At 64.5% G+C, this 16,103-nt stretch carries 15 protein-coding genes; 6 read left to right on the top strand and 9 right to left on the bottom strand.

Annotation, left to right across the window (positions count from 1 at the left end; all coding sequences use genetic code 11):
* From VM054_00480 to VM054_00460, 5 genes are all read left to right on the top strand, one after another.
* The coding region (locus VM054_00480; GenBank protein ID HUT97532.1) for an acetyl-CoA carboxylase biotin carboxyl carrier protein subunit at window positions 1-224 on the top strand (224 nt) is incomplete at its 5' end.
* A 268-nt stretch (window positions 225-492) separates the two neighbouring features.
* Window positions 493-2,073 (top strand): methylmalonyl-CoA mutase family protein, encoded by a 1,581-nt coding sequence (locus VM054_00475; protein HUT97531.1) that lies wholly within the window; start codon window positions 493-495, stop codon window positions 2,071-2,073.
* The gene (gene mce, locus VM054_00470; GenBank protein ID HUT97530.1) at window positions 2,070-2,477 is read left to right on the top strand and encodes a methylmalonyl-CoA epimerase; all 408 of its coding nucleotides are present in this window, start codon (window positions 2,070-2,072) and stop codon (window positions 2,475-2,477) included. Before VM054_00475 ends, mce begins: the two co-directional genes overlap by 4 nt.
* On the top strand, window positions 2,477-3,223 hold the full coding sequence (locus tag VM054_00465) for an enoyl-CoA hydratase-related protein (GenBank protein ID HUT97529.1): 747 nt from the start codon (window positions 2,477-2,479) through the stop codon (window positions 3,221-3,223). Before mce ends, VM054_00465 begins: the two co-directional genes overlap by 1 nt.
* A gap of 21 nt (window positions 3,224-3,244) precedes the next feature.
* Window positions 3,245-4,429, top strand: a complete 1,185-nt coding sequence (locus tag VM054_00460) for an acetyl-CoA C-acetyltransferase (protein HUT97528.1) — start codon at window positions 3,245-3,247, stop codon at window positions 4,427-4,429.
* Between the two features lie 67 nt (window positions 4,430-4,496).
* Here the strand turns inward: VM054_00460 and VM054_00455 are convergent, their stop codons facing one another.
* Window positions 4,497-4,922: an acyl-CoA dehydratase activase gene (locus VM054_00455; GenBank protein HUT97527.1), complete on the bottom strand. Its 426-nt coding sequence runs from the start codon at window positions 4,920-4,922 to the stop codon at window positions 4,497-4,499.
* Between the two features lie 341 nt (window positions 4,923-5,263).
* Here VM054_00455 and VM054_00450 point away from each other — a divergent pair, with 341 nt between their 5' ends.
* Window positions 5,264-6,517: a Glu/Leu/Phe/Val dehydrogenase gene (locus VM054_00450; GenBank protein HUT97526.1), complete on the top strand. Its 1,254-nt coding sequence runs from the start codon at window positions 5,264-5,266 to the stop codon at window positions 6,515-6,517.
* A 424-nt stretch (window positions 6,518-6,941) separates the two neighbouring features.
* Here the strand turns inward: VM054_00450 and VM054_00445 are convergent, their stop codons facing one another.
* From VM054_00445 to VM054_00410, 8 genes are all read right to left on the bottom strand, one after another.
* Window positions 6,942-7,625: a hypothetical protein gene (locus VM054_00445; GenBank protein ID HUT97525.1), complete on the bottom strand. Its 684-nt coding sequence runs from the start codon at window positions 7,623-7,625 to the stop codon at window positions 6,942-6,944.
* Between the two features lie 242 nt (window positions 7,626-7,867).
* Window positions 7,868-9,217, bottom strand: coding sequence for a sigma-54 dependent transcriptional regulator (locus VM054_00440; GenBank protein ID HUT97524.1), 1,350 nt, complete (start codon window positions 9,215-9,217; stop codon window positions 7,868-7,870).
* 141 nt (window positions 9,218-9,358) lie between these two features.
* On the bottom strand, window positions 9,359-11,125 hold the full coding sequence (locus VM054_00435) for an ATP-binding protein (GenBank protein HUT97523.1): 1,767 nt from the start codon (window positions 11,123-11,125) through the stop codon (window positions 9,359-9,361).
* Between the two features lie 258 nt (window positions 11,126-11,383).
* A complete protein-coding gene (locus tag VM054_00430; protein ID HUT97522.1) occupies window positions 11,384-12,868 on the bottom strand; it encodes a Ni/Fe hydrogenase subunit alpha in 1,485 nt (494 codons plus the stop codon).
* 14 nt (window positions 12,869-12,882) lie between these two features.
* Window positions 12,883-13,884 (bottom strand): oxidoreductase, encoded by a 1,002-nt coding sequence (locus tag VM054_00425; protein ID HUT97521.1) that lies wholly within the window; start codon window positions 13,882-13,884, stop codon window positions 12,883-12,885.
* Window positions 13,885-13,887: 3 nt separating this feature from the next.
* Window positions 13,888-14,322 carry a hydrogenase iron-sulfur subunit gene (locus VM054_00420; protein HUT97520.1) on the bottom strand — a complete coding sequence of 145 codons (435 nt, stop codon included), beginning with the start codon at window positions 14,320-14,322 and terminating at the stop codon, window positions 13,888-13,890.
* 1 nt (window position 14,323) lies between these two features.
* On the bottom strand, window positions 14,324-14,875 hold the full coding sequence (locus tag VM054_00415) for a 4Fe-4S dicluster domain-containing protein (protein HUT97519.1): 552 nt from the start codon (window positions 14,873-14,875) through the stop codon (window positions 14,324-14,326).
* A gap of 168 nt (window positions 14,876-15,043) precedes the next feature.
* Entirely contained in the window at window positions 15,044-16,102 is a 1,059-nt protein-coding gene (locus tag VM054_00410; GenBank protein HUT97518.1) for a (Fe-S)-binding protein, read from the bottom strand.
* Window position 16,103: the final 1 nt, after the last annotated feature.

Here is a 16,103-nt window from a genome sequence, read left to right as displayed (position 1 = left end):
AAGCCAAGACCGGTTTCACCCTCCGCGCCCCCATGCCGGCCGTGGTCACCGCGGTGCTGGTCGAGCCGGGTCAGGAGGTCAAGAAAGGCGACATCCTGTGCCGCCTCGAGGCGATGAAAATGGAGAACGAGATGGCCTCCGAGGCCGACGGGACGGTCAAGGAGGTCAGGGTCGCCGCCGGCGACGGCGTGGAGAAGGACCAGGTCCTGGTCGTCGTGGAGTAGGCGTTCAACCGCTCTCCCTCTCCCCGTGGGAGAGGGTCGGGGTGAGGGCTTCCATAAATCCCCTCTCCCTTTCAGGGAGAGGCTCGCCCACGGGCTAGGGTGAGGGTCGGAGCTGCCCCCCTCTCCCTTCCAGGGAGAGGGCAGGGGTGAGGGTCGCGGCGGCGGCCCGCGGAAGACTCGTCCTATGGGGCCGCCCTACATCATCGCAATATACACGGCACGGGCTTGGGTGAAGGGTTGGGTACGGTAATCAGTTTGGGCACACAATATGACTGATAACACAGACAGCATAGCCACCCCCTCGGGCATCCCCGTGGAGCGGGTGTACACCGAGCCTCCGGCCGGCCTGGCGGAAAAGCTCGGCCTCCCCGGCTCGCCCCCCTACACCCGCGGCATCCACCCCGGCATGTACCGCGACCGCCTGTGGACCATGCGCCAGTACGCCGGCTTCGGCGACGCCCGCGCGACCAACGAGCGGTTTAAATATCTGATCGAGGCAGGGCAGACCGGCCTCTCCGTGGCCTTCGACCTCCCCACCCAGATGGGCTACGACTCCGACCACCCCATGGCCGCGGGCGAGGTGGGCCGGGTCGGCGTGGCGATTTCCAGCTACGAGGACTTTTCCGAGCTCTTCGAGGGCCTGGATCCGGCGAAAATCTCGGTCAGCATGACTATCAACGCCACGGCGCCGATTCTGTTGGCCATGTACCTGGTGCTGGCCGAGGAGCGGGGCGTGCCGTGGGACACGCTCCGGGGCACGGTCCAGAACGACATCTTGAAGGAGTACTTCGCCCGGGGAACCTACATCTACCCGCCGGGACCCGGCCTGCGCCTCGCCGTGGACCTCGTCCGCTTCGCCTCGGAGCGGGTCGGGAATTGGTACCCGATTTCCATCTCGGGCTACCACATCCGGGAGGCGGGGGCCGACGCGGTGCAGGAGTTGGCCTTTACCTTCGCCGACGCGGTGGAGTACGTGAAGGGCGCCCTGTCGGCGGGCCTGGATGTGGACGGCTTCGCCCCGCGGATCAGCTTCTTTTTCAACGCGCACTCGGACCTTTTCGAGGAGGCGGCCAAGTTCCGCGCGGCGCGCCGCGTCTGGCACGGTATCATGACCCGGAAATTCGGGGCGAAGGACCCCCGCTCGTCCCAGCTCCGCTTCCACGTGCAGACGGCCGGTTCCACCCTCACGGCCGCAGGATTCGAAAACAACGCCGTCCGCGTGACGCTCCAGGCCCTGGCCGCCGTGCTGGGCGGCGCACAGTCCGTCCACACCAACTCCCGCGACGAGGCGCTCGGCCTGCCCACCGAGGACTCGGTCCGCCTGGCGCTGCGGACCCAGCAGGTCATCGCCCACGAGAGCGGCGTGACGGGGACCGCGGACCCCCTGGGCGGCTCGTTCTACGCCGAGCACCTGACCGGGGAACTGGTCCGCCGGGTGGAGGGGGAGCTGGATAAAATCGAGGGGATGGGGGGCGCCCTCTCCTGCATCGAGTCCGGCTACTTCGCCGAGCAGATAGCCGCCTCGGCCTACGCTTACCAGCGGGCCGTGGAAACCGGCGGGCGGAAGGTGGTCGGGGTGAACTGCTTTCCCGACCCGGAGTTGGAAAACGTGGAGCTTTTAAAGGTTGACCCCGAACTGGACCGGGATCGGCGGGGCAAGCTGGCGCAGTACCGCGCCCGCCGCGCGGAAGGCCCTCTTACAAAAGCTTTAAGGAAACTGAAAACAGCCGCCGGAGAGGACGGCGCCCCGCTCATGGAACCCATCGTGGAATGCGTCCGCACCGGGGGCACCGTGGGCGAGATTGCGGAGGCCCTGCGCGGCGTCTTCGGCTCCTTCGACGAGAAATGAAAATTTTAAAGATCAGCCACATCGGCATCGCCGTGGAGAACCTGGCCGAGGCGCTCGCGTTCTGGGAAAAGACCCTGGGGCTCGAGGCCGGGGAAAGGGAGGCCGTCCCCTCCATGTCCCTCAACGTGGCCAAGCTCCGGCTGGGCGAGGCGGACGTCGAGCTCCTGGAGAGTACGGATCCCGGGGGGCCCGTCGGCCGGTTCATCGCCGCCCGCGGGCCGGGCATCCACCACATCTGCGTGGAGGTGGACGACCTGGCGGGGGCGCTGGCGGAGCTCAAGGCGGCCGGGTACCGCCTGCTGGACGAGGAGCCCCGGCAGGGCGCGGGGGGCGCGAAAATCGCCTTCGTCCACCCGAAAAGCTGCGGGGGGGTCCTGCTGGAGCTCACCGAGAGGCGCCGCTGATGCCACTCCTCGAGATCGAAAAACGGGACGGATGGGCCGTCGTCCGTCTGCGTAACCCGGAAAGGCGCAACGCCCTCAGCCGGGCCGTGCTCGCCGAGCTGGGGAAAGCCTTCGACGCTCTCGAAGCCGACCCGTCGGTCCGGGCGGCGGTCGTCACCGGGGAGGGGAAGAGCTTCGCCGCCGGCGCCGATCTTTGCGAGATGCTGGGCCTCACGCCCTCCGGGGCGCGCGAATTCGCCCGTTACGGCCGGGAAAACCTCGACCGGATCGAACGTTCCCGCGTCGTCACCGTGGCGGCGGTGAACGGCCACGCCCTGGGCGGCGGCCTAGAGCTGGCTCTGGCCTGCGACGTCCGTATCTGCTCGGAAGGCGCGAAATTCGGCCAACCGGGCCTCAAGCTGGGCGTCATCCCCGGCTGGGGCGGGACGGACCGCCTGGCGCGGGTCGTCGGCCTGGGGCGGGCGAAGGCCATGCTCTTCACCGGCGAGCCGCTGAACGCCGAATCGGCGCTCGCCTGGGGCCTGGTCAGCGCGGTTCATCCGCCGGAACGCTTGATGGAGAAGGCCGGGGGGCTCGCCGGAAGAATCGCTACGCTGGGGCCGGTCGCCCTGGCCCAGGTCAAGCGGCAGTTGGGCTCCCCCGGCGGGGAAACGGAACTGGACGCCTTCGCGGAGTGCTTCGCCTCGGGCGAGGCCGCCGAGGGCATGGGCGCCTTCTTGGAAAAACGAAAACCTAACTGGAACTAAGAACAACCTGCAGGAGGATGCATGGCGAAGGAAATCGTAATCGCGGGCGCGTGCCGCACGGCCATCGGCCGCTTCCTGGGTGCGCTGACTCCTCTCAAGGCCTCGGAGTTCGGCGCGGTCTGCGTCGCCGAGGCGGTCAAGCGGGCGGGGATCAAGCCCTCGGACGTGGAAGAGGTCATCATGGGCAACGTCGTCTCGGCGGGCATGGGCCAGGCCCCGGCGCGTCAGGCGGCGATCAAGGGAGGCATCCCGCCCGAGGTGGGCGCCACCACCATCAACAAGGTCTGCGGCTCGGGGCTCAAGGCCGTCATCCTGGCGGCCCAGGTCATCAAGGCCGGCGACGCCGCCTGCATCCTGGCCGGCGGACTGGAGTCCATGTCCAACGTCCCCCACTACTTCTTCAAGGGTCGCTTCGGGCAGAAGTTCGGCAACATGGACCTGGTGGACGGCATGATCCTCGACGGCCTCTGGTGCGCCTTCGAGGACCAGCACATGGGGACCATCGGCGACTGGACCGCCCAGAAGTCGGGCATCAGCCGCCAGGAGCAGGACGAGTGGGCCGCGGGGAGTCACGCGAAGGCCGTGGCGGCGATAAAGGGCGGCAAGTACAAGGCCGAGATAGTCCCCGTCGCGATTCCTCAGCGCAAGGGCGACCCCGTCATCTTCGACACCGACGAGGGACCCCGCGAGGACACCAACCTGGAATCGCTGGCCAGGCTGCGGCCCGCCTTCTCCAAGGAGGGCACCATCACCGCCGGGAACGCCCCGGGCTTGAACGACGGCGCCTCGGCCATGATCGTCCTCTCCGACGAGGCGGCCAAGAAGCTGGGCGTTAAGCCCCAGGTCCGCATCACCGGCTACGCCACCGGCGGCACACCGCCCAAGGAGCTGTTCTACGCCCCCATCGTGGCGGTGAAGAAGCTGATGAAGCTCACCGGGGCCAAAATCGGCGATTACGACCTCATCGAGGTCAACGAGGCCTTCAGCGCCCAGGTGCTGGCCGACGGCAAGGAGCTCGGCTGGGACTGGAACCGGGTCAACGTCAACGGCGGCGCGGTGGCGCTGGGACACCCCATCGGGGCCAGCGGCGCCCGGGTTCTCACCACCCTCATCTACGCCATGTTTGACCGCGGCGCCAAGACCGGCCTGGCCACCCTGTGCCTGGGCGGTGGAAACGCCGTGGCGATGAGCGTCGAGAGGATTTAAAAAAAGGGATTTACCCCCTGCCGACAAAAAGCGCCCCCCGCGGGGCGCTTTTTTTAAGCGGGAAACCTCACGCGCCGTCCCGGGCGAGGAGCGCCGCGCCGTAGGCCCCGTTCAATTGCGGCTCGGGGATGACAGCGACCTCGACTCCGAGGAACTCGCCCAGCGAGGCCGCCACGGCCGGGTTGAGGGCCACGCCGCCGGAGAGGTAGACCTCCCCCCGCAGGCCGACCTTTTTCGCCATGCCGCCCACCCGCTCGGCCACCCCGCGGTGCAGCCCCCGGGCTATCTCCCCTCGCGGCGTTCCCCGGGCCAGGAGGCTCACCACCTCGCTTTCGACGAAGACGGTGCACATGCTTGAAATCTTGACCCCCTTCTCCGCCTCGATTGCCAGGGACGCCAGGTGGGCCAGATCGGTCTCCAGCGCCCGGGCCATGACCTCCAAAAAGCGGCCCGTCCCCGCGGCGCAGCGGTCGTTCATCAGGAAGCGCTCCATCTTGCCGGACCCGGTGACGGGGAAATTAACGCACGTACGGGAGGGGGATGTTAACCGGCCTTCGGAATCGGAGCCCACGGCGCCGCTCCTCTCCTGAAACGAAACGGGGTTTGACGAGCGACCTGGGAGGTCGTACCATCCGCCGCCGGGTTCCCGGATTCACGGCCAAACGAAGCGAGTAATGCCCCCGGCAAATCCGGGAATTAATGGTACGTTTATTGCATTTTTAATCACCGGGAGCCGTTTAAACGGACGGTCCCGTGTCGTCCGAGATGCAAAGCCAGAGTACGGTCGTCAACCCGCAACCCTGACGTGGATTTTCCAGGCCGGGAGGAGGCTCGATGGAAGAGACCTACAGCGCGTTCAACCAGGCGCAGCGCGAGTTCGACAAGGTCGCGGAGATGATGAAGCTGGACCCGAGCTACCGGGAAGTGCTCCGGGAGCCGGTCCGCTCTCTCTTGGTCAACGTCCCCGTCCGCATGGACTCGGGCAGGATAAAAACGTTCCCCGGCTACCGGGTACAGCACAACACCGCCTGCGGTCCGGCCAAGGGCGGGGTGCGCTTCTCGACCGACGTGACCCTGGACGAGGTCAAGGCCCTGGCCATGTGGATGACCTGGAAATGCTCCCTGGCCGGCGTCCCCTTCGGGGGCGGCAAGGGCGGCATCCACGTGGACGTGCACGACCTCACCGAGGGAGAGTTGGAGCGCCTGTCCCGCCGGTATTTTTCCGATATCCAGTCCATCGTGGGGCCGGAGAAGGACATCCCGGCGCCGGACATGAACACCGACGCCCGCATCATGGCCTGGTTCATGGACACCTACTCCATGAACACCGGCAACACCACCCTGGGTGTGGTCACCGGCAAGCCGCTGGAGCTGGGCGGCTCCCTGGGACGCAACGCCGCCACCGGCCGCGGGGTGGAAATCAGCGCCATCAACATCCTCGGGAAGAGGGGCATCGAGCCCGAGAAGGCCACGGTGGTCATCCAGGGGTTCGGCAACGTGGGCGCCTGGGCCGCCAAGCTGCTCTACGACGACGGCTGCAAGATCATCGGCCTCTCCGACGTCTACGGGGCGGTCTACAACCCCGAGGGGCTCAACCCCTACGACGCCGTCGAGCGCGCCATGAAGCCCGAGGACAGCGTGAGCAAGCTCCTCCCCGGCGACAAAATCACCAACGACGAGCTCCTCGCGCTGGAATGCGACTTGCTGGCCCCCTGCGCCCTGCAGAACCAGCTCACCGGGAACAACGCCGCCAAGGTCCGGGCGAAGATCATCGTCGAGGGCGCCAACGGCCCCACCACCCCGGAGGCGGACCAGGACTTCTTCGAACGGAGAATCCTGGTGGCGCCCGATTTCCTGGCCAACGCCGGCGGCGTCATCGTCAGCTACTTCGAGTGGGTCCAGGGCCTGGCCTTCTTCTTCTGGACCGAGAGGGAGGTCAACAACAAGCTGGCCGTTCTGATGAACCAGAACATAGATAAGGTTTACGCCCTGGCCGAGGAGAAGAACATCTCGATGCGCGACGCGGCGTACGTCTTCGCCATCAAGCGCGTGGCCGACGCCGTCCGCCTGCGCGGCATATACCCGTAAGCCTCGACGGAACCCGAAGCCCGAAAGAAGCCCCTCCACGAGGGGCTTCAATGTACCTTTGGTCCTGTGGCAGAAGGGGAATGGTCCCTCCATCTACCAACCTGTAGAGGCGACCGTCCACGGTCGTCCTTCAGTATTGCACTCGTAAGGGCCGACCGACGGCGCGCCGTTTAGGTCGGCCCGCGGGCGGGTCAGGAGACCCGCCCCTACGTCATCTCGACAAGGCGTTACTTATCGTACAGATTACTAAATTTATTCTACACCTTGATCATACGGTCTTTTCCCTGCATTCGTGGATGTATTTTAACTGGTCCCCTGTCTTTACGGCCACTCCACCGTACTCGGGGTTAAGAAGAAGGGGCGGTTTTACCGCCCCTCGATTGGCCGCGCTCAATCCCTTCAAGAAAAACGCAGCCAAGCCTCGTTACTCGTACTCTTCGCAGTGCCAGACGCCGCCCTCGCCCTTGGGAAAGGTACAGGTGGCGAACTTGTCGCACAGCCGGCAGAGCCCCTTCAGGTCGTTCACGGTGACCTTCCTGGTGGAAGCTTTCGGCTTCACCGCCTCGACCTTCTCTTCGCCCTCGAACTCGTCGCAGAAGCGGACCGGACGCCCGGCCTGGCGCGGGAAAGTGCAGGTGGCGGCCAGCTTGCACGTCGAGCACAGGCCGAGAGGCGTGTGAACCTTCTTCTCTACCGGAACCGCGGTTTTTTTCTTTTCCGCCGTCAGAATTACGGCCGTGGCCATGGTTTCTCCTTGTGGGTTGTCGGACGACCCTGACCGCCCCGCCGCGGCGGCGTCGGAGTCTTCCAATTTTTCTTCCTCACCGTCGTACAGACGGGCGAGGACGTTGGTATTGCCCAAAAGAACGTTCGTGAGCCTTTCAGCGATGACATCCCGGCGCTCGATCCCCTCGAACTCGTCGCACTCCAGGAGCGGTCGGCCCGATTTACGCGGGAAGGTGCAGTTCGGCTCGCGCTTGCAGGTCCCGCAGAGCCCGGGGATTCTTTTCTTCTTCGCCGGCGCCTTCGGAGCCGGTTGCGCGGTGACCTTCGTTTCCTTCGGGGAGCCCGTCTTCACTTTCCCAGGTGTGCTCGTCTTGCCGGCCATGATGCCTCCTTCTTTTCCAAACCTTTACGCCGTCCCTTCGATGGGATTGTTAAGGCAAGAGGTATGCCAGGTTGGAGCCCGGCCGGGCCGAAATATTTATGATATTAATGTCCTTATATATCAACAAGATACACCCGAACAATCCGTAAAGGTTGTAAAAAACGCCGCGCGGGCGGCGTTCGCACATCGGCAGACCCCGGGCGGACCGGGGAGCATCGCACCACCGGGGAGAAAATCCCCGGTTAAACTACGTCGTCATCCACCTTCCGACTGCGGCTCAACTTCTCCCGGAGTGTTTTCCGGTCAATGTCGAGAATCTTGGCCGCCCGGGTCTTGTTCTGACCCACCTCTTCCAGCACGTTCCTGATGTACTCGGCCTCGACCTCCGCCAGGGTGCGGTTCAGGCGCCCGCCGGACGGGACGCTGTAGCGCATGTGGGAGGGCAGATCGCTCACGTCCAGCGTCTCCCCCTCGACCATGACCATCAGGCGCTGAATCAGGTTTTCCAGCTCCCTCACGTTGCCCGGCCAGCTGTAGTTGACCAAAACCCGCAGCGCGCCCGAGGTGAAATCCGCCCGGGACCGGTCGAGCTCCAGGGCGTACTTGCCGATGAAGTGCCGCGCCAGCAGCAGCACGTCCTCCCCGCGCTCGCGCAGCGGCGGGACGTCTATGTTGATCACGTTCAGCCGGTAGTAGAGGTCCTCGCGGAAGTGGCCCCGCTCCACCAGCACGCGCAGGTTCTTGTTCGTGGCGGTGAGGATGCGGATATCAATCTTCCGGCTCTTGGCCGAACCGACCATGGAGACCTCTTTGTCCTGCAGCACCCGCAACAGCTTCACCTGCATGGCCAGGGAGGTCTCGCTTATCTCGTCCAGGAAGATGGTGCCGCCCTCGGCGGTCTGGAAGAACCCGGCCCTGGACTGGTTGGCCCCCGTAAAGGCCCCCTTGACGTACCCGAAGAGCTCGCTCTCCAGGAGCCCCTCGGGTATGCCGCCGCAGTTGACCGGCACGAAGGGGGCCTGCGCCCGCGAGCCGTGGTAGTGGATGGCCCGGGAGACGAGCTCCTTGCCGGTGCCGGACTCCCCGGTGATGAGCACGGTGGCCGAGGTCCCGGCGGCCTTTCCTATCGCCCCAAAAACCTTCTTCATGACCTTGGATTCGCCCACGATGCCGTAGTCGTCGTGGGACACGAGGCGGCGGCGCCGGAAGGCCGCCCGACGGAGGCTCAGCTTCTCCAGGGACCGCCCCACCGCGGCGAAGAGCTCCTCGTCGGTGAAGGGCTTGGGCAGGTACTCCTCCGCCCCGGTCTTGATGGCCTCCACCGCGCCCTCCACCGTCGCGTACCCGGTAATCATCATCACCTCGGTGTCGCGGTTGTTCTCACGCACGTGGCGCACCAGCTCCAGCCCGGACACGTTGGGCATGCGCAGGTCCGTTATCAGGAGGTCCACCGCGGTTCCGTCGAGGAGACGAATGGCCTCGGCCACGCTGCCGGCGGTGAAAACCCGGTACCCCTCGGCCGTCAGGGTACGCCTGAGCATCTCCAGGGTTTCCGGGGAATCGTCAACGACCAGAATCCTTTCTTTGGCCATAGGTCGGTGCTCACTTCCTCGTTGTCGGTATGGGGTGCAAGGTTCACGCGGGTCATTCCGGGAAGGTACTCGAAACGAAGCAACGCCTCCCACGTAACTGCGACGGCGCAGCCGTAAAAATGAAACGGCCCGGCCCCGGGGTCAAGGACGCCCCTCCCACTGGTTCTCCACCCCGAAGGGCATCGCCGCTATGGGGAGGGCGATGATGAAACGGCTCCCGCGGCCCAACTCGCTATGGACCTTTATCCCGCCTCCGTGCGAGGTGATGATGCCGTGCACGACCGGCAGGCCGAGCCCCGTTCCGTGCCCCACCTCCTTGGTGGTGAAGAAGGGGATGAAGATTTTCTTCACCGTCTCCCGTGACATCCCCGTGCCCGCGTCCTCGATGTCGAGGTAGACGGAATCGGCGTCCGCGTAGGTCGCCACGGTGAGCTTCCCCCCGTCCGGCATGGCCTGGACGGCGTTGACCACGATGTTCACCACCACCTGCAGGAGCTGCGAGGGATCGGCGGTAATCAGGGGAAGATTGGGGGCGAACCGCTTGACCACCCGGATCCCCTGCTTCTCGCACCGTGAATCCAGGAGGAAGAGCCCCTCTTCGGCGACGGCGGACAGGTTGACCTCGGACTTCTGGGTGGGCATCTGCCGGCTGAAGATGAGGAGCTTTTTGACGATTTCGCGGGCGTGCAGGGTGGAGTTGATGATGCGCTCCAGGTCGCCTCCCACGGCGTTGGGCAAGTCGGGGGCCTTTTTCGAGAGCTGGGCGAAACCGAGGATGGAGGTCAGCGGCTCGTTGAGCTCGTGGGCGACCCCCGCTCCGAGCTGCCCGATGGTGGCCAGGCGGTCGGCGTGCCGCAACTGCTCCTCCAGCACGCGCTTGTCCTCCTCGGTCCGACGACGCTCGAGAATTATGGAGATGTGCTGGGCGATGCTGTCTATGAGGTTGTGCTCCTCTTCGAGGAAGAGCGCCGTCTCCAGCACGTCCTCCCCGCCCGAGTAGACCAGCTCGACGAAGCCCCGTTCCTCGTCGCCGCACACGATGTCCGAGCGAAGGGAGCTCCCCTGGTCGTTGAAGTTCGAGCTCTCGTAGCTCCGTTTGTCCACCACCAGCCGGGCGGAAGCCATGTCCGGGTACTGCCAGGCGGGCGGCATCAGCTCGACTATCCCCTGTAACAGATCGTCCAGCATGACGCCCTGCTGCTGGACGAGCTCGTCTATCTCGTAGAGGCAGGAGAGCTCCTTGACGCGCTCGCGCAGGGCGTACTGGGCGCGGCGGTCACTCACGGCCACGCCCAGGGCCTCGGCCAGCCCCTCGTAAAACTCGATGGTGGAGGGGGTGAAGAAATTCACCCGGCGGCTCTTGAGCTGCAGAAGACCCCGGCTCTCCTCCTCCAGCTCGAAGGGGATGAAGGCCACGGACTGATAGCCCCCCGTCAGCTCCCGCAGCTCCTCTACGGTCAGCTCCGAAAAGACCGGCGGGCACTTCAACGGTTGGTCCGTGTTCCCGATCCAGAAGCTGCCCCCGGCGCTGATGCAATCGGTGGCGGGGTCCACGTGACGGCACATCACCGCACCGCAGAGTTTCTCGATCCACGAGTCATTGTCTACGCAGGGGATCGTCCTGCCTGAGCACTTCAGCACCGGCGAGAGCTTTTCGCAGGAGTAATTCTCCCCTTCGCCGTCGGTCGCCTCCCAGCGGTAGTGCAGGTCCCCGTCCCGCATCCGCAGCTCGATGCCGTCGCAGTGCGAGAACTCCAACAGCATCCGGGACACCTCCCGGAGGAAGTCCGCGCGGGGTGTGCCCAGGTTGGCGTAGTGGAGGATGCGCCGCGACAGGATGCAGAAGTCGGTCGCCAGCTTGACCGCTGTTTCCCGGATAGACTGGAGGTTGATGACGGTTTTCTTCATCTTTCCTGGACTATCCTTGCCGGCCAGGATTCTAGCTGAAAAACGAAATTAATACCAAAATTAGACCCAGGTTCGCCGATACCGGTGAAACCTCTCGCCAAGCTTATTCCAAGAAACGTGCCAGCGGTCACATAGCCCGTAAAACGGCTTGGCTACACGCCGTCGGGCACCCGTGACCCGGCTGAACGAAGGGCCGGTGCGCGTACCGACCCCGAACGGCTTCCTCATCCCCCCTCCCCCCTTTGAGGGGAGGCTCGCCTACAGACCGGGGAGAGGGGTGTAGCTACTGCGCAAGGTTTCCAGAACCGCCCCGTCCTCCGAGCGGATGACGACCTCCAGGGGCGTCTTCCCCGGCAGGGAGTGGGTGGCGCAGGCCAGACAGGGGTCGTAGGCGCGGAAGGCCATCTCCACCTGGTTCAAGAGGCCGTCGTCCACCTTTCCGCCCTTGATGAGCCCCCGGGCCGCCTTCTCGATGGACATGCACATGGCGGCGGAGTTGTTCACCGTGGCCACGATGAGGTTGGCCTTTTTAATGATTCCCCGCTCGTCGGTCTCGTAGTGGTGGAAAAGGGTGCCCCGCGGGGCCTCCACCACGCCCACCCCGGAGGTGGGGATCTCGGTGGGCAGGGTGCGGACGTTGGGGTCGAGAATCTCCTCGTCGGTGGCCAGCTCCAGCAGCCGCTCGGCGGCGTACAGAAGCTCGATCAGCCGCGCCCAGTGGTAAGCCAGGGTGTTGTGGGCCGGCTTGCCGCCGAAAGCCTCGTAGAGCTTCTCGTACTCGCCCTGGGCCAGGGGTGTGGCCATGCCGTCGGCCGCGTTCAGGCGCGCCAGTGGGGCGACCCGATACACGCCCGAGTCCTTGCCGTCCACGAAGCCCTTCCAGCCCACGTTCTTCAGGTACGGGAACTTGATGTAGCTCCAGGGCTCCACGTGTTCGGCGATGTGGTCCAGGTACTCGCGGGGCTTGAATTTTGCGAACTCGGCGCCCGAGGGGTCCACGACGCGGATATCGCCGTCGTAGAAGTTCACCCGGTTTTGGGAATCCACCAGCCCCATGTAGTAGGTCTCATGGCGGTACAAGTCGCCGACGATGACGTCCACGTAGTCCTTGTCGGCCAGAACGATGTCGGCGAAGGCCCCCAGGGTGAACTGGGCGAACTCTACGGCGTCCTTCCCGGTCTGGATGTACTCCCGGCGGTCTTCGGGGGTGACGCCCTTGGAGACGCCGCCCGGCAGGTTGCACACCGGGTGGATGACCCGCCCGCCCTGCTTGGCGATGATTTCGCGCAGGCGCTTGCGCATGCCGATGACGGTCCTGCCGGCGTCGAGCCCGACCTTCTCGAGGACGCCGAGTATGTTGCGCAGACCTTTGGGCGCCGCGGGACCGACGATGAAATCGGGGCCGCCGAGGAAGAAGAAGTGCAGGGCGTGGTCTTCGGCCATGAAGGCCGAGTTCACCAGCTCCCGGATTTTCCTGGCCGCCGGCGGGGGCTCGACCTTGTAGAGGTCGTCCAGCGTCTTGCCCGAGGCCATATGGTGGGCCGTGGGGCAGACGCCGCAGATTTTCGGCGTTATCCGCGGCATCTCCTCGGCCGGGCGCCCCTCGGAAAACTTTTCGAAGCCCCGGAGCTCGGGAACCTGCAGGAAGGCCCGGTCCACATCGCCCCGGTCGTCGAGGAAGATCTCTATCTTGCCGTGACCCTCCAGACGGGTGATCGGATCAATGGTTATCTTCTGAGCCATGGCGCGGCCTTTATTTAGGTTGATAAGTTCTTCCGCTTCATGTGCGAGGAGGGCAGGCTGTAGAAGTAGAAGAGCCCCGCCGGGTCGTCAATCTGCCCGATGAGCCGCCCGACCTCCTCGTCGGTCATCTTCTCCTCGCCCTCCAGGCCCGCGATGGAGGCCACGAAGGAGAGGATTTTCGCCCCCTGGTCCCGCACGCCCGGTGTGGGGCCGAAGCAACCGCGGCAGGGCATGTTGGCGTTGATGCAGCGCTCGCCGCAGCCGGAGCGGGTGGCCGGCCCGTGACAGATGAGCCCCTGGGCCAGATAGCACTTCTCGGGGTCCGCCAGAATCTGGTGCGGACGCTTGAACTCCGCCAGGGAGACCTTCTCAGGCTTGGAGTCGTTCAGGGGGCAGGTGTCGCAGAGCGACTTGTCCGGGGCCAGCACGGCGCCCTTCTCGGGCAGCTTCCCCTCCAGGATGGCGGTGACCGCCCCGAGGATCAGGTCGGGCGGCGGGGCGCAACCCGGCAGGTAGTAGTCCACGTCTATCACCTGGTCCAGGGTCCGGACCGTGTCGTGGAACTCGGGCAGGGTGAGCTCCTTGCCGTCAACGGTGCTCCTCGTCTGCGGGAGGACGCCCCGGGGGTTGGCGTTGGAGGGGGCTTCCAGGTACACCCGCTCGAAGATGGTCCGGCGGTCGTGGAAGTTGGCCAGGCCGGGTATGCCGCCCAGATGGGCGCAGGTGCCGAAGGCCACGACCAGCCCCGATTTCCTCCGCAGGAGCTCGACCATCTCCTCCTGCTCCGAGGTGCGGACGGCGCCGTTGATGAAGCTGACCGCAACCTCCCCGTCGGCGAGGGCCTCCACGTCCGATTTCTTGAAATCCAGCGCCACGGGCCAGAAGACGATGTCCACCGCGCCGACCACCGTGAGGATGTCCTCGGCGAGGTCCACCACCGCCTCCTCGCACCCGCCACAGGAGGCGCACCAGTAAAACGCCACTTTGGGCTTCGGGCCCGCATCAGGCTTCACCATCGTTCATCTCCTTTGAGGCCCCAGTTGGGCCATCCTCGCGGTGAAGTCGCCCACCAGCTTCGCGAGCTTCGCCGACTCGCCCGTGGAAACCCACTCCAGGGTCAGCCGGGAGGGCAGGACGCCCAACTGACCGAGCGTTTTCTTGAGGAGCAAAATCCGCCGGCGGGTCTTGTAGTTACCGTCGTGCTCGCACTCGTCGGGCGGGCATCCGGCCACGAAGACGCCCCAGGCGCCCCGGGAGAAGGCCTCCAGAATCAGCTCGGGGTCCAGCCGTCCGGTGCACATCGTGATGATGGGCTCGGAAACGGTTCCGGACTCCTCCAGCCGGGAGAGCTGGAGGCCCGGGTAGGTTGACCAGTTGCAGCTGAAGACCAGGACCTTCGGCTGCACGCTTTTATCCTCGGCCGCAGGTTTACCTTCGGTAGTGGTCACGCCCACCCTACACCTCCTCCAGGAACGCCCGGATCGTCTCGGAGAGCTCACCCCGGGTGACGCCGAACCCCTCGACCATGACAATCGCGTTCGAGGGGCAGGTGGCCGCGCAGACGCCGCAGCCCTCACATTTGATGACGTCTACCCTCTTCCCCTCCTCGTCGAAGCTGATCGCCTCGTTCTTGCATATCGCCTGGCAAACCCGGCATCTGCTGCACAGATCGTCGTCGGTGCGGGCCGCCAGGCCCCGGAAATCGAACCCCGCGTCGAGGAAGTCGGCCTTGGCGTCGGTGAAGATTTCGGTGAGTGAAACCTTGGCCGAGCAGCTCCGCTCACAGTTCTTGCAGTAGAAACACTGGACGATTTTCTCCACCATGTCCCCATCGGGCTCCAGGGCGTATGTAAGGAGGCCGTAGATCAACAGGAGCTTGCCCCGCGGCGTGTCGGTCTCGAAGGCGCCCGACTTGTAGAGGTGGCAGAGCTCGTAACAGTAGCCGCAGCGGATGCAGACGCTGAGTTCCGTCATCCAGTTCTGTAATCGCTTGTATACCGCGCCCATGACGTCTCCTATCCCACCGGATATCCAAGCCTGATCGCCGTCACCCGTCCGTCGGCGGCGCCACTCGGATTGTGGTGGTTGATGATGTATCCAGAATTAATCACGTTCCAAATAAAACTCAGCGGGTGTGGTTCAGACGGTTACTCAACTCCCGAGCCCCACAGACCCCTACTGCAAAGCCTCCCAGATGAGGTCTAACAGGTTCCTGACATTTATTTCGACTCCCGCGGACACGGCTGCGTTGCCCAGGTTGAACTCACACGTGGGACACAGGGTGACCAGGTTCTCCACCCCGAGCTCGCCGGCCTGACGAATCCTCTTTTCAGCCAGCCTTGTGGAAAGCGGGTTGTCGGTTACGAGCACGCCGCCGCCGCCGCCGCAGCACTCAGCTCCCATACGGTTTGTCGGGAACTCGACCAGCTCTACACCGATCCGGCTCATGATATCGCGTGGCTCCTCCACCATCCTCATGCCCCGGCAGACATTACAAGGGTCATGGTAGGTCGTTTTCACCCCGAGATTCTTGACGGCAGCGTCGGGAAGCCTCTTGTAGATCTCATCTATCACGTAGATAGGTTCGAGCTCGGGGTATGCGTTTCTGATGAAGAAAACGCACGTGGTGCAGAGGCAGATGAACCTCTTGTACGGGAATCTCTCCTTGAACCTCTTTTTGTGCTCGGCTAAACCATCCTTATAGCCCAGGACCCCGAACGGCATCCCGCAGCAAATTTCGTCCTCCACGACGGTAGGCTTTATGCCGAGTTTTTTGAGTATCTCGAGGTAACGCTCGGCATCATCGCTCCTTTCCAGGAGGCGGCATCCGAGCAGCACCGGGACCTCGCCCTCCTCTGCGTGCGCCTTTAACGTCTTTCCGAATATGTTGCCGCTCTCTTTGATTGTATCCAGAAGCTTTTCATGAGCAGTGTAAGTGAATCCGGCATCCTTCAGGTCCGCTCTGGCGGCGGTCAAGATATCCGGCACGGACACGTTGGCCGAGCATCTCTCGACACAGTCCCTGCAGTAGGTACACTGGTATATCTTTAGGGCGACGTACTCCGAGGGCTCGAGCTCGCCCGTGAGAAGCCCGTAAGCGAGCACCAGTTTCCCCCTTGCTCCGTCCACCTCCCAACCCTGATCCTTGAAGACAGGGCAACCCTCGAAGCAGTAGGCGCAACGTATACAAATGTTCAGCTCTTTTTCCCAGTCCTTCAGGTACTTTTTCTGCACG

Source organism: bacterium, assembly GCA_035528375.1.
Taxonomy (GTDB): Bacteria; RBG-13-66-14; RBG-13-66-14; order RBG-13-66-14; family RBG-13-66-14; genus RBG-13-66-14.
The sequence above is the reverse complement of the archived record's forward strand: the minus strand, read 5'-3'. Positions and strand labels throughout refer to the sequence as shown.